Origin of the sequence: Marinobacter antarcticus, from assembly GCF_900142385.1 — a bacterium.
Taxonomy (GTDB): Bacteria; Pseudomonadota; Gammaproteobacteria; order Pseudomonadales; family Oleiphilaceae; genus Marinobacter; species Marinobacter antarcticus.
Genome location: NZ_FRAQ01000001.1, coordinates 2036949 through 2050679 on the forward strand (window position 1 = coordinate 2036949; position 13731 = coordinate 2050679).

Genomic DNA, 13731 nt, shown 5'->3' on the forward strand with positions numbered 1-13731 from the left:
AAAGGCTTAGCCGGGGGCGCCCTCACGAGGCCCCCGGTGTTTACTCTGACGCTGTGTAATACAGGGAAGCTTTTCGGGGCAAGGCATGAAAAAACAAACCGTTGATTCCAGACCCTCCGGGGCGAGGCCCTTGTATGACCCGCGGGTTCGAGCTCTGTTTTTCCAGGTTGTTTCACTGGCCGTGGTGTTCTGGGCCGGCTGGGTTCTGATCGATAATACGCTCTCCAATATGGAGAGTCGGGGTATCAGTACCGGTTTCGGGTTCCTTGACGAGACCGCCGGCTTCGGCATCATCATGCATCTGGTGCCTTACGACGCCACCATGTCTTATGGGCGCACTTTCTGGGTAGGTCTGACCAATACACTGCTGGTATCTGCCATGGGCGTCGTGGCGGCAACCATTATTGGGTTCCTGGTTGGCGTTGCGCGCCTGTCCAGTAACTGGCTGGTGGCTAAAGTTGCACTGGTGTATATCGAAATCATTCGCAACATCCCGCTTTTGCTGCAGATATTCTTCTGGTACTTCGCGGTGCTAGCCAGCCTGCCGTCGCCACGACAAAGCGTCGAGGTTGGCGGTGCGTTGTTTCTGAATAACCGCGGTCTGTATCTGCCCGGGCCGATAACTCAGGAAGGCTTCGGGCTGGTCTGGGCGGCGATTCTGGTGGCCATTGTGGCGGTTGTGGGCGTCCGGATGTGGGCAAAAAGGCGTCAGCAGGCGACCGGGAAGATCTTTCCGACGGTCAAGGTGAGCACCGCGCTTCTGATCCTGCTGCCGCTCATGGCGTTTTTCATCGCAGGACGGCCGCTGGAATGGGAGTTGCCGGCGCTGACGGGGTTCAATTTTGGCGGAGGGATTTCACTGATCCCCGAACTGGCTGCCCTGTGGATCGCGCTTTCGCTCTACACGGCAAGCTTTATAGCAGAGATCGTGCGCTCGGGCATTTTGTCCGTCAGCCAGGGGCAGACTGAAGCGTCCAAAGCCCTGGGTCTGCCGAGCGGGTTGACTCTGAGGCTGATTGTTATTCCCCAGGCGATGCGGGTAATTATTCCGCCGCTCACCAGCCAGTATCTGAACCTCGTTAAAAACTCGTCATTGGCAACCGCCATCGGTTACCCGGACCTGGTTTCTGTATTTATGGGTACCACCCTGAATCAGACAGGCCAGGCGGTGGAGGTTGTTGCCATCACGATGGCCGTATACCTCACGATCAGTCTGCTGATTTCAATGCTCATGAACATTTACAACCGGGCCGCGGCGATCAAGGAGCGATGATGACCGAATCGAAATTAAAACCACCCAAAAAGAACCTCGGGCCGGTCAAATGGATGCGCACGCATCTGTTTTCCAGTTGGTACAACACCTTGCTGACGTTGGTGGTTGGCTACCTGCTGGTCACCAGTGTCGGACCTCTGTTGAACTGGGTGCTATTGGACGCCACCTTCCAGGGTTCTGGTCCAGGGGACTGTGTGGGTGAGGGCGCTTGCTGGCTGTTTGTAAATCAGCGCCTGAATTTCTTTATCTATGGTTTCTACCCGGGCGAGCTGCAATGGCGGGTCGATATCATGTTCGCACTGTTGGCGGTTGCGTTCGTGCCTCAGTTTATCGAGGGGTTTCCCGGTCGTAAATGGCTTGGAATCTTCGGTATGACGGGCCTGCCGATAATCGGTTACGTGCTGATTCCGGGGGGGATTCTGGGGCTGGAAGCGGTGGAAAGCTCGAAATGGGGCGGCCTCATGCTCACACTGATCCTGGCTTATATTGGAATCCTGGCGTCTCTGCCTATCGGAGTTCTGCTTGCGATTGGGCGCCGATCGGAGATGCCGATTATCCGGGGCCTCTGCGTGGTGTTTATTGAAGTCTGGCGGGCCGTGCCGTTGATTACGGTGTTGTTCATGGCCTCAGTGATGTTGCCTCTGTTCCTTCCGGACGGGGTGAGCTTCGAGAAGTTGGTGCGGGCACTGATCGGCATCACTTTGTGGCAATCGGCCTATATGGCTGAGGTGATAAGGGGCGGGCTTCAGGCTATTCCACGGGGGCAGTATGAGGCTGCTGGCGCCTTGGGCCTTGGTTATTGGCGCAAGATGGGGCTGGTTATTCTGCCCCAGGCATTGAAACTGGTTATTCCCGGCATCGTGAATACGTTCATATCACTGTTCAAGGACACCACCCTGGTGCTGATTATTGGCCTGTTCGACATTCTCGGAGCGGTCCAGTCAACGATAGCGGACCCAGCTTGGCAGAACGTTGCGATCGAGGGCTACGTCTTCGTGGCTTTCTGTTTCTGGGTCTTCTGTTTCGGGATTTCCCGCTACAGCCAGAACCTTGAACGCAAACTCGATACTGGCCACAAAACCTGATGGTAAAACTATGACACAACATCCCGAATCTACAGAAACACAGGCTGAGAATAAGCAGGGTATTATCCGTGTGGAAGGTATGCACAAATGGTACGGCGACTTCCACGTTCTCAAGGATCTGAATCTGGCAGTCGATCAGGGCGAGCGCATTGTAATTTGTGGCCCTTCCGGCTCAGGGAAATCTACGTTTATCCGGTGTATCAATCGCCTTGAAGAGCATCAGCAGGGCAGGATCATTGTTGATGACGTTGAGCTTACCGATGATGTTCGTCACATCGACAGCGTGCGCCGGGAAGTGGGCATGGTGTTTCAGCACTTTAATCTGTTTCCCCACCTCACGGTGCTAGAAAACTGCTGCTTATCGCCCATATGGGTGCGCAAGATACCCCGTCGGGAGGCTGAGGCAGCCGCTATGGAGTATCTTGAGCGGGTAAAAATTCCAGACCAGGCCACCAAGTACCCGGGGCAGTTATCAGGTGGTCAGCAGCAGCGCGTGGCCATCGCCAGGGCATTGTGCATGAAGCCCAAAATCATGTTGTTTGATGAGCCCACGTCGGCGCTCGATCCGGAAATGATCAAGGAAGTCCTGGATGTCATGGTCGAGCTTGCCGGAAGCGGCATGACCATGATCTGCGTGACCCATGAAATGGGCTTTGCCAAGACCGTAGCGGACCGGGTGATCTTTATGGACGGAGGCGAAATTGTTGAAGAGGCGCCGCCCAACGAATTTTTCAGCAACCCCAGGGAACCACGCACCCAGCAGTTCCTGCAGCAGATTTTGCAGCATTAACGAATAAGCGCCCTCGCAAGAAGCACCCACCCTACCGTGCCTCCGGTAGGGTACGAACATGAATATCCCGTTGCGGGAAGGGAATGTTTATACCTGCCTCGGTCAGAGCTCTTGTGATGGATGCGTGTATTTCGTGGGACAGCGGCATGATGTCCAGCAGGTCTTTGACAAAAACCCGAACCTCGAAATTCATGCTGCTGTCTCCGAGCCCGACGCAGAAAACTGCGGGTGCAGGCTCATCCACTACACGTTCATTATTATGTGCGACCTCGATGAGTATTTTCTGAACTTTGTCCACATCGGCCCCGTAGGCAACACCCACTCGAAGGATAACGCGAGTAATCGGATCCGATAGTGTCCAGTTAGTCAGATCCTGGGTTACGAAGGTTTTGTTAGGAATAATCTGTTCTTTTCGGTCCCAGTCGACCAGCGTGGTTGCACGAATACGTATGCGTGCAACCGTGCCGGTGATGCCATCAATGGTTACTGTATCACCCACCCGGATCGGTCGTTCGAACAAGAGAATGATGCCAGATACAAAGTTGGCGACGATCTCTTGCAGTCCGAAGCCAAGACCTACTCCGAGCGCTGCGACCAACCACTGCAATTTAGACCACTGAACACCAATCACCCCAAGGCAGATCACCACGCCCATGATCACGAGAATGTAGGTAGTGATTGTTGTGACGGCGTAGCCGGACCCGGGTTCGAGATTCATCCTGCTCAATACCATTACTTCCAGGGTTCCCGGGAGATTTTTCGCAGCAAGAACAGTACCTGCAGCTACCAGAAGAGCGAGTAGTGCATCGGCTAGCGTGATAGGTAGTGGGTCGCCCCCCTGCAGGTCAGTGGCAATGGTCCAAAGGGTGATGTCGTTAAATAGTTGAAGTGCGGGTATAACATCGGCCCAAAGAAACACCAGACCGGCCACGGCCAGGGCAGAAACCATAATCCTTAGCAGTGAGGAGCTCTGCTGGCTGATATCTTTAAGGTTCATTTCCGGCATGTCCAGAGTTGAAAGAACGCCTTCACCGGAAGAGTCTGCCGCTTCTCTGGCTTCTGCCATCTTGCGTTCGGCAGCTCGCTGCTCTCTTAGACGCTCCAGGGTGAGCCGGCGCTCACGCACTGAAATAACCCTGAGGCCCAGATAGTACAACAGTGAATTGAATGCCAGCCAGCAGATGGTAATGAACAGGTTGCGTTCAAGCTGCAGGGCCGTGTAGTGGTAACCAATGATGGACGCTGCGGCCAGTACAAGAGGAGCTGTCACGGCAATAAAATGCAAAAAAAGCAGGGAGCTTCTTTCTGATTTGTAAGCTCTCACGGCCTTCATGATGCGTTGTGCGAACACGGCCAGTACGATGGAAACAAGGATGAATAGCAGGCGACCGAGGCTGTCATCGAATTGAGCGCCCTCAGGTGTTGAGCTCGTCGACGTGGTTATAACAGCGACCGGAATAACAAATGCCATCAGTACTGGCAATTCCCGACGGATAACCTGCAAGGAATTGGCATTCCAGTGAAAATGGATTTCTCCAAGCCCTTGTTCACGGGCAACGTTGCGGATAAAAGAGAGCAAAAACACGATGAAAGCAGCTGCAGTAAACCCTTTGGAAAGCGCAGAGAAAAATGCATTGCCTTCCATTAGCAACAGGGCAGCCAGAGAAAATACAAAAATACCCGGTAATGCGAGCAGAGCACTGTCGATCAGCGCCCGCAGTGTAAAAGTCGTTCGATCATGACCAACATTTCCGATATGGCGACTGTGAGCCACAATGTCGTTTATGATCGCCTTCCGTTTTATGAGTAGCACGATAAGCAGCAGCGCCATCAGCGCTATGCGACCTCCGCGCTTGTTCACCGATTGGTTAATGGCTTCGCTCAGTGCCTCAAAGCGCAGTTGGGAAATAAACCACTTGCCGGATTCGTAAAGCTCTCCGACAGTTTCTGAATTTACAATCGTTGCGCTGGGAAGCCAGAACAATCGTTGCTGCAAGAGCTTTTGGTAGTCCTGCACCTGGTCATGAAGTGCGCTCACCGTGCTGTAGTATTCATTGAGAACTTCAATGTGCTCTGTGACGGCGCTGTGGAGCTCCCGAAGCAGATCAGAGCGTCGGCTACGCAGTTGGCCGCGAGCATCTTTACCTGGCCCTGCAATGGCCTCAAATTCCTCCAGCCGCAGTTGCTCTTCCCTTGCTGTAGAGAGATTGTTCTCGATCCCCTCAATCAGGTCGCTGGCAATACTCTGCCGTTGCAGACGTTCAAGCCTCTGTTTTAAAAGGTCAGCATAATTGGAGGTCAGGTTAAGCCCGGCTTTCTCAAGCCTAAGCTCGAAACTCTTGTACTCATCCTGCAGGCGGGTAAGAATGGATTCGGCGTATTTAAGCCTGTCCCGACTTGCCGCTACAGCAGTCTGGCGCTGGTCGAGCGAGACTTGCAGCGCACGAACCTGTTCCTGTATGCCGGTATTGACCGCATCCGGCAGTTCAATTTCCGGAGGCGCATCTGTACTTGCCTCGAGTTCCGGTTGTACGGCTGGCCTGGATTCCTCTTGCTCCAGGGGTTTTTTATCGGTTTGCTGAGACGCCTCTTTCGTTGGTTGGAGGGGGGCTTCTGCTTCCTGGGCGAGTGCAGGTAATGTTGAAAAGCAGAGCAGAAGAACCCCGGCCATCCATGTTGTAAGGAATGCATAACGGGTAGGGCGTTGCTTCATGTGTTTGCGATCCTCGCGTTGGCGGCCCTGCTTGCGTCTTTTATTCTCGGTAACGATTGCTTTCAGGTGCGTCAGAGCGGCGTTTTTTTCAGCTCTGGCTTCTGTCCCGGCCTTGAGTCCAGCCACCATACGTTTTCGTCCCAGTCGCCAAGAACAATTCGTTTTGCGGCCTCGCCGTTTACTTCCAACTCGTGTTCCGCGGGCCGATGAGTATGGCCATGGATAAGTTGCGACACATTATGGTTTTCCATCACTCGCACTACTTCGTCTGGAGTGACATCCATAATATCCTCTGCTTTGCCGCGGTTTGTAGCCATGCTCAACTCCCGGAGTTGCCGGGCCATTCGCTGACGATCTTTGAGAGGGCGTGCAAGAATGAGCTTCTGCGTTTGCGGGTTGCGCATGTTGGCGCGAAATTTCTGGTATTCGACATCGGCTGTGCAAAGGCTGTCACCGTGCATCAGCAGGGTGGGGGTGCCCTGAAGGTCGATAAGCGTGGGGTCGTCCAGCAACGTAGCGCCGGCCCGGTCACAGAAATCCTCACCCAACAAAAAGTCCCGGTTCCCGTGCATCAGGAAGATCCTGGTGCCGTTTTCGCTCAGCGCGCGGAGCGCTGCTGCGACCTGCTCTTGCAGAGGCGTGCGCTCATCGTCACCGATCCATGCCTCAAAAAAATCACCAAGGATGTACAGCTTCTCTGCGCCGGGCGCTTCTTCTTTCAGAAAGCCGAGAAACGCCCCGGTAATGTCGGGGCGTGACTCTTCCAGGTGAAGATCGGAAATAAACAGCGTGGTCACGCTGCGCCTCCGTCCTCTACAACGCGGGCTTTCTCGATAACCACGTCCTCGGAAGGTACGTCCTGGTGGCCTGCGCCCATGGTTGTGCGCACAGCGCGGATGGCGTTAACCGTATCCATGCCTTCCACAACCTTGCCGAACACGCAGTAGCCCCAGCCTTCGGCATTTTTGGCGCTGTGGTCGAGGAAGCCATTGTTTTCCACGTTGATGAAGAACTGGGCAGAGGCGGAATGTGGATCCATGGTGCGGGCCATGGCGACGGTGCCCTGCATATTACTCAGGCCGTTATCGGCCTCGTTCTTGATCGGCTCGCGGGTTTTGCGGGCGGTCATGCCGGGTTCAAAGCCACCACCCTGGACCATAAAGTTGCTGATTACCCGGTGAAAAATCAGACCGTCGTAGAAGCCGTCGCGAACATATTGTTCAAAGTTCTTTGCGGTTTCAGGGGCTTTTTCATAATCCAGTTCGAGCTTGATATCACCGTGATTGGTTGTTAGCAGAATCATCAGGGTTTCCTGTTCGTTGAGTTTGAATCGGTTAAAGCAGGTATTGTACTCAAGAGTTTCCGGCGATGCATGAGTCCGGCGCTGATTTATGAGTATAATAGCGGGTTTATGACCCACTTCTTTTAACAGAGATTGTATGAGCGCCGAGTCAAAGAAAGCCCATAACTTTATTCAGAGCCTGATTGAAGACGCCGTCGCCAACGGCGAGCATACCGGTCAGGTGGTGACACGTTTCCCGCCTGAGCCTAATGGTTACCTGCACGTCGGCCACGCCAAATCGATCTGCCTTAACTTTGGCATTGCTGAGACATTTGCCGGCGAGTGCAATCTGCGATTTGATGACACAAATCCGGAGAAGGAGAGCCAGGAGTACATCGACGCCATCAAAAAGGATGTTGAATGGCTGGGTTACACCTGGGCTGGAGATGCGCGTTATGCCTCTGACTACTTTGATGCCATATATTATTTTGCAGAAGAGTTGATTGAGAAAGGCAAGGCCTATGTGTGTGCGCTATCTGCGGACGAAATGGCGGAATACCGTGGAAGCCTGAAAGAGCCCGGCAGAAACAGTCCGCACCGCGAACGCCCTGCAGAGGAAAGTCTGAAACTTTTTCGTGACATGCGTGACGGGAAATATGAAAACGGCGAACTGGTGTTGCGGGCGAAGATCGATATGGCTTCTCCCAACATGAACATGCGCGACCCCATCCTTTACCGCATTCGTTACGCAGAGCATCACCAGACGGGTGATAAATGGTGCATCTATCCGATGTACGACTTCACCCACCCCATCTCGGATGCCATGGAGGGAGTTACTCACTCCCTGTGTACGCTGGAGTTTGAAGACCACCGCCCGCTTTACGACTGGGTGCTGGATAATATCACTGCCCCGTGTCAGCCGCGGCAGATTGAGTTTGCCCGTCTCAACCTGAACTACACTATCACCAGCAAGCGTAAGCTCAGGCGCCTGGTGGATGAGCACCTGGTAGACAGCTGGGACGACCCACGCATGCCCACCATCTCAGGCATGCGTCGCCGGGGCTACACACCGGAATCGCTGCGAACCTTCTGCGATATGATCGGCGTAAACAAAGCCGGTGGTACCGTGGACATGGGCATGCTGGAATTCGCTATCCGGGAAGACCTCAATACCCGTGCGCCCCGCGCCATGTGTGTGATGCGCCCGCTGAAGGTGACGCTCACCAACTACCCGGCCGACAAAACCGAGACCCTGGTGTTGCCGGTGCATCCGCAGAACCCTGACATGGGGCAGCGTGAAGTTACCTGGAGCCAGACTCTGTATATCGATCGGGAAGATTTTATTGAAGAAGTGCCGCGCAAGTGGAAGCGCCTGGCGCCTGATCAGGCAGTTCGTCTACGCGGTGGCTATGTAATGACCTGCAAGGAAGTGGTGCGGGATGCCAATGGCGAGATTGTCGAACTCCGTTGCGAATACGATCCGTCCACGCTGGGCGTTAACCCCGAGGGCTACAAGCCCAACGGCGTTGTCCACTGGGTCTCTGAGAGCGACAGCGTAGGGTGTGATATCAATCTTTACGACCGTCTGTTCAACCATGAGTCACCCGACAGCGACAAAGAAGGCGACATGGTTGATCACATTAATCCGCAATCGCTTGTGGTGCTTGAGGGCGCGCGGGTAGAACGCAGTCTGGCGACCCCTCGCACTGATCTGCCATACCAGTTTGAGCGGGAAGGCTATTTCTTTTGTGACCAGGAGTTGACCGCCAAAGCCGGCAAGCCGGTATTCAATCGCACCGTTACCTTGCGGGATTCCTGGGGTAAATAAGGGGTAAGCATTTGGGAGACCAGAAGTGATCAGGATATACAACACGCTCACCCAGCAAAAAGAAATCTTCACCCCCATCGAGCCGGGGAAGGTTCGGATGTATGTGTGTGGAATGACGGTTTATGACTACTGCCACCTGGGCCATGCCAGGGTGTTGGTGGCTTTTGATGTGGTAACCCGTTATCTGCGCAATCGTGGGTACGATGTGACTTATGTGCGCAACATAACCGATATCGACGACAAGATTCTCCGGCGTGCTGAGGAGAACGGGGAGCCGTTTACCGATCTCACTGAGCGCATGATTGCCGCGATGCATGAGGATGAAGCCAGGCTTGGTGTGCTTTCGCCCAGTGCAGAGCCGCGGGCGACGGACTACATCGCTGAGATCATCGCCATGATCAACACGCTTATTGAATCTGATCATGCCTACGCCACCGATAACGGTGACGTGTATTTTTCCGTTGAGTCGTTCGAAGGCTACGGAAAGCTCAGTAAGAAAAAGCTTGAGGATCTTCTTGCCGGAGCGCGCATCGATGTACACGAAGCCAAGCGCAGTCCGGCTGATTTTGCACTCTGGAAAGCAGCCGGCGAAGGCGAGGTAAGCTGGCCGTCGCCCTGGGGCAATGGTCGCCCTGGGTGGCATATTGAATGTTCGGCCATGTCGAATCGCTGCCTGGGCGATACCTTCGACATTCATGGTGGCGGGCCGGACTTGCTGTTTCCCCACCACGAAAACGAAATTGCCCAGTCCGAATGCGCGACAGGCCACACCTTTGTAAATACCTGGATGCATGCGGGTGCGATCCGTGTGAACAAGGAGAAAATGTCCAAGTCTTTGGGCAACTTCTTCACTATAAGGGAGATTCTGGAGCGCTATCCGCCCGAAGTGGTACGCTTCTTCCTGGTTTCCAGCCACTACCGCAGCCAGGTCGATTATTCTGAAGATAACCTTGCTGAGGCGGGGCGATCTCTTGCCAGGCTTTATCATGCTTTGCGTGGCATTGTGCCAGCGAACTCCGGCGATGTGCCTGAGACAGACCACGACCGGCGCTTTGTGGAGTTGATGAGCGATGACTTCAACTGCGCCGGCGCGATTTCAGTTCTGCACGCATTGGCCAACGACATCAATCAGCACCGCCGTGAAGGCCGTGATGGCGAGGCAAAAGAAGCGGCGACCGTAATGATCAGGCTTGGCGCAATTCTTGGCCTGTTGCAGCAGGATCCGGACGTGTTCTTCCAGGCGGATTCCGGCGGCGAATTGAGTGCAGCGGACATCGAAGCGAAAATCCAGGCTCGAGCCGGTGCCCGTAAGGCCAAGGACTTTGCCGGCGCCGACCGCATTCGTGATGAGCTGGCAGAGCAGGGTATTATTCTGGATGATTCCCGTGAGGGAACAAACTGGCGGCGTAGCTGACGCTATTACCAAAGTCGTGTTGTGCTTTGGGAAATGACCTTGTAGGGAATTTCCCGTACAATACGGCCCTCGATTTTACCGAGCCCGACCGCTGAGCGGCTTTCGGGACAGGGCTAACCCACTGAGGCGAAGAACGATGACAGAGCGCGTACAACTCGGCGGCATTCAGGTCGCAAAGAACTTGTATGACTTCGTGAACAACGAGGCAATTCCGGGTACCGGAGTGAATGCAGAAAAATTCTGGGCGGAATTCGACAAGATCGTTAATGACCTGGCGCCACGGAACCGGGAGTTGCTGGCCAAGCGCGATGCTATCCAGGAAAAAATGGACAGCTGGAACCGCGACCACAAGGGTCAGAAACTGGACATGGCAGCCTATAAATCCTTCCTGAAGGATATCGGTTACCTGGAAGAAGAACCGGCGGATTTCCAGATTTCTACCGCCAATGTTGATCCCGAAGTCGCTACCATGGCTGGTCCGCAGCTTGTGGTGCCGATCATGAATGCCCGCTTTGCACTGAACGCAGCCAATGCGCGCTGGGGTAGTCTGTACGATGCACTGTATGGTACCGACGCCATTTCTGAAGACAACGGTGCGGAAAAAGGCCGTGGTTACAACCCCGTGCGTGGCGCCAAGGTTATTGAGTTTGCGCGCAATCTGCTGGATAGCTCTGCTCCGTTGGCTTCTGGCAGTCACAAAGATGCGGCCTTGTATCAGGTTGCCGGCGGCAAGCTGGTCGTAAAACTTCAGAACGGCGACGTTACCGGTCTGAGAGATGAGTCAGGTTTCGTTGGCTACACCGGTGCGGCTGATGCGCCCAACGGTATTCTTCTGGTCAAGAACGGCATGCACTTCGAGATTCAGATCGATGCTGGCCATCCGATTGGCAAGGACGATGGAGCACACGTAAAAGACGTGTTGATGGAGTCTGCGCTGACAACCATCATGGACTGCGAAGATTCGGTTGCCGCAGTGGACGCCGACGATAAAACCCTGGCCTATAGCAACTGGCTGGGGCTGATGAAGGGCGATCTGCAAGAGACTTTCGAAAAAGGCGGCGAACGCCTGACCCGTAAAATGAACCCGGATCGCGAATACACAGCGCCAGACGGCAGCCAGCTGAAGCTGAAAGGCCGCAGCCTGATGTTTATCCGTAACGTTGGTCACCTGATGACCAACCCGGCCATTCTGCTGAAGGATGGCTCTGAGGTTCCTGAAGGCCTGATGGACGGCATCTTTACCGGGCTGATTGCCATTCACGACCTCAAAGGTGGCGGCCGCCTCCAGAACAGCACTACGGGCTCTGTGTATATCGTAAAGCCGAAGATGCACGGCCCTGAAGAAGTTGCGTTTACCAATGAGTTCTTCGGTCGTGTTGAAGATGCTCTTGGTCTGCCGCGTTTCACTCTGAAAGTCGGCATTATGGACGAGGAGCGCCGTACCACGGTGAACCTGAAAGCCTGCATTCATGCTGCCAAGGATCGTGCCGTGTTCATCAACACCGGCTTTCTGGATCGCACCGGCGATGAAATGCACACTTCCATGGAGCTTGGGCCGTTCATTCGCAAGGGCGAGATGAAGCAGGCTGCATGGATTGGTGCTTACGAGCAGTGGAACGTCGATATTGGCCTGGAGACGGGTTTCCGTGGCGTTGCCCAGATAGGTAAGGGCATGTGGGCCATGCCAGATTTGATGGCAGACATGCTGGTGCAGAAAATCGGTCATCCGAAAGCGGGTGCTAACACGGCATGGGTGCCTTCGCCCACGGCTGCAACCCTGCACGCTACCCATTATCACCAGGTGTCTGTGGCAGAGATCCAGAAGAATCTGGAGAGTCGTGCCCGCGCTAACCTGGATGACATCCTTACCGTGCCGGTTATGGAAGATCCGTCCAAGCTGACCGAGACGGATATCCAGCAGGAGCTGGATAACAATGCTCAGGGTATTCTTGGTTATGTGGTGCGCTGGATAGACAGTGGTGTTGGTTGTTCCAAGGTTCCGGACATTAACGATGTCGGCCTTATGGAAGATCGAGCTACCCTGCGTATCTCATCGCAGCATCTTGCGAACTGGCTGTATCACGGTATTTGCACGAAGGCGCAGGTTGAAGAAACCATGAAGCGTATGGCGCGGGTTGTTGATAAGCAGAACGCCAATGATCCGACCTACCGGGCTATGGCGCCGAACTTTGCTGACAGCATTGCGTTCCAGGCAGCCATGGATCTGGTTCTGAAAGGCCGCGAGCAGCCGAATGGCTACACCGAGCCGCTGCTGCATGCTTATCGCCTGAAGGCGAAAGAGAAGTTCCATCAGTAATATCGACCGCAAATAAAAAACCCGCTTCGGCGGGTTTTTTATGGCTGCTCTATTATCTGAAGTGCGGTTTAATCACTCACTGTGTAGTTCATTCGCCGCATACAGGGTGTTTTGCAGGAGTGTTGCAATGGTCATTGGGCCAACACCACCCGGCACGGGCGTAATGTATGCAGCCCGCTCTGAAGCGGCTTCAAAATCAACGTCGCCCTGCAGCTTGCCGTTCTCCATGCGATTGATGCCCACATCAATTACTGTGGCGCCAGGCTTAACCCATTCACCCTTGATCAGACCAGGTTTACCCACAGCGGCAATCAGGATGTCGGCGTCACGAACATATCTTTCCAGATCCGGTGTAAAACGATGACATACGGTGGTGGTTGCGCCTTTGAGCAACAGTTCCATGATCATGGGGCGGCCTACGATGTTGGACGCGCCCACAACCACTGCGTGCTGGCCTTTATAAGGGGTGTTGATGCTGTCCAGCAGGGTTATCACACCTGCGGGAGTACAGGGTCTGAGAGCGGGCTGACGCTGTACCAGGCGACCGATGTTATACGGGTGAAAGCCATCCACATCCTTATCAGGGCGGATTTTCAAAAGAATGGGGTCTGCGTCCAGATGGCTGGGTAGTGGCAGTTGTACCAGTATTCCATCTACCAGGGGGTTTTCGTTCAGCTCATCAACCAGTGCTTCCAGAGCTTGCTGGGATGTATCTGCAGGCAGGTCGTAGGAGAGCGAGAGAATACCTGCGGCGTCGCAGGCTTTGCGCTTGTTACCCACATATACTTCAGAGGCGGGATCCTTTCCCACCAGTACCACGGCCAGGCCCGGCGCTCGCAGCCCCTTTCTGGTGCGGGCTTCTACGCCGGATGCGACCTGTTGTCTGACTGCGGCGGCAATTTCTTTTCCATTGATCAGTTTGGCGCTCATGATTCGTCTTGTCGGTTGGGCATTGGTAAAATAAGAGAGAGTAGATTGTCTCACGCTTGCGGCTCAACTCCAATTGGCGAACGGCTGTTTAAAGGTATG

Annotated in this window: 10 protein-coding genes; 6 read left to right on the forward strand and 4 right to left on the reverse strand. The window is 54.4% G+C overall.

Annotation, left to right across the window (positions count from 1 at the left end; all coding sequences use genetic code 11):
- The first annotated feature begins 85 nt into the window (after positions 1-85).
- The 3 genes from BUA49_RS09560 to BUA49_RS09570 all read left to right on the forward strand — a co-directional run bounded on the left by BUA49_RS09560 (position 86) and on the right by BUA49_RS09570 (position 3148).
- Positions 86-1273: an amino acid ABC transporter permease gene (locus BUA49_RS09560; RefSeq protein ID WP_072796921.1), complete on the forward strand. Its 1188-nt coding sequence runs from the start codon at positions 86-88 to the stop codon at positions 1271-1273.
- Positions 1273-2358: an amino acid ABC transporter permease gene (locus BUA49_RS09565; RefSeq protein WP_084063527.1), complete on the forward strand. Its 1086-nt coding sequence runs from the start codon at positions 1273-1275 to the stop codon at positions 2356-2358. Before BUA49_RS09560 ends, BUA49_RS09565 begins: the two co-directional genes overlap by 1 nt.
- 79 nt (positions 2359-2437) lie before the next feature.
- Positions 2438-3148 (forward strand): amino acid ABC transporter ATP-binding protein, encoded by a 711-nt coding sequence (locus BUA49_RS09570; protein ID WP_407656691.1) that lies wholly within the window; start codon positions 2438-2440, stop codon positions 3146-3148.
- A gap of 31 nt (positions 3149-3179) precedes the next feature.
- On the opposite strand, the gene BUA49_RS09575 is transcribed toward BUA49_RS09570, so the two are convergent.
- The 3 genes from BUA49_RS09575 to BUA49_RS09585 form a co-directional block, all read right to left on the reverse strand.
- Positions 3180-5861: a mechanosensitive ion channel domain-containing protein gene (locus BUA49_RS09575; RefSeq protein ID WP_072797805.1), complete on the reverse strand. Its 2682-nt coding sequence runs from the start codon at positions 5859-5861 to the stop codon at positions 3180-3182.
- A gap of 71 nt (positions 5862-5932) precedes the next feature.
- Positions 5933-6658, reverse strand: a complete 726-nt coding sequence (locus tag BUA49_RS09580) for a UDP-2,3-diacylglucosamine diphosphatase (RefSeq protein ID WP_072796924.1) — start codon at positions 6656-6658, stop codon at positions 5933-5935.
- Positions 6655-7164 carry a peptidylprolyl isomerase gene (locus tag BUA49_RS09585; protein WP_072796925.1) on the reverse strand — a complete coding sequence of 170 codons (510 nt, stop codon included), beginning with the start codon at positions 7162-7164 and terminating at the stop codon, positions 6655-6657. The genes BUA49_RS09580 and BUA49_RS09585 overlap by 4 nt, the downstream gene beginning before the upstream one ends.
- 136 nt (positions 7165-7300) lie before the next feature.
- Between BUA49_RS09585 and BUA49_RS09590 the strand changes: the two genes are divergently transcribed.
- The 3 genes from BUA49_RS09590 to BUA49_RS09600 all read left to right on the forward strand — a co-directional run bounded on the left by BUA49_RS09590 (position 7301) and on the right by BUA49_RS09600 (position 12702).
- Positions 7301-8971, forward strand: coding sequence for a glutamine--tRNA ligase/YqeY domain fusion protein (locus tag BUA49_RS09590; RefSeq protein ID WP_072796926.1), 1671 nt, complete (start codon positions 7301-7303; stop codon positions 8969-8971).
- A 25-nt stretch (positions 8972-8996) separates the two neighbouring features.
- Positions 8997-10385 (forward strand): cysteine--tRNA ligase, encoded by a 1389-nt coding sequence (gene cysS, locus BUA49_RS09595; RefSeq protein ID WP_072796927.1) that lies wholly within the window; start codon positions 8997-8999, stop codon positions 10383-10385.
- 136 nt (positions 10386-10521) lie between these two features.
- Complete coding sequence (locus BUA49_RS09600; RefSeq protein WP_072796928.1) at positions 10522-12702, forward strand: malate synthase G; 2181 nt, start codon at positions 10522-10524, stop codon at positions 12700-12702.
- A gap of 72 nt (positions 12703-12774) precedes the next feature.
- On the opposite strand, the gene folD is transcribed toward BUA49_RS09600, so the two are convergent.
- Complete coding sequence (gene folD / locus BUA49_RS09605) at positions 12775-13632, reverse strand: bifunctional methylenetetrahydrofolate dehydrogenase/methenyltetrahydrofolate cyclohydrolase FolD (protein WP_072796929.1); 858 nt, start codon at positions 13630-13632, stop codon at positions 12775-12777.
- Positions 13633-13731 lie beyond the last annotated feature (99 nt).

Excerpts from the sequence above, each read along its gene's own strand:
- folD (WP_072796929.1), bottom strand. The coding sequence starts at position 13,632 with ATGAGCGCCAAACTGATCAATGGAAAAGAAATTGCCGCCGCAGTCAGA.
- BUA49_RS09565 (WP_084063527.1), top strand. The coding sequence starts at position 1,273 with ATGACCGAATCGAAATTAAAACCACCCAAAAAGAACCTCGGGCCGGTC.
- BUA49_RS09560 (WP_072796921.1), top strand. The coding sequence starts at position 86 with ATGAAAAAACAAACCGTTGATTCCAGACCCTCCGGGGCGAGGCCCTTG.
- BUA49_RS09585 (WP_072796925.1), bottom strand. The coding sequence starts at position 7,164 with ATGATTCTGCTAACAACCAATCACGGTGATATCAAGCTCGAACTGGAT.
- BUA49_RS09590 (WP_072796926.1), top strand. The coding sequence starts at position 7,301 with ATGAGCGCCGAGTCAAAGAAAGCCCATAACTTTATTCAGAGCCTGATT.
- BUA49_RS09570 (WP_407656691.1), top strand. The coding sequence starts at position 2,438 with ATGCACAAATGGTACGGCGACTTCCACGTTCTCAAGGATCTGAATCTG.
- BUA49_RS09575 (WP_072797805.1), bottom strand. The coding sequence starts at position 5,861 with ATGAAGCAACGCCCTACCCGTTATGCATTCCTTACAACATGGATGGCC.
- BUA49_RS09600 (WP_072796928.1), top strand. The coding sequence starts at position 10,522 with ATGACAGAGCGCGTACAACTCGGCGGCATTCAGGTCGCAAAGAACTTG.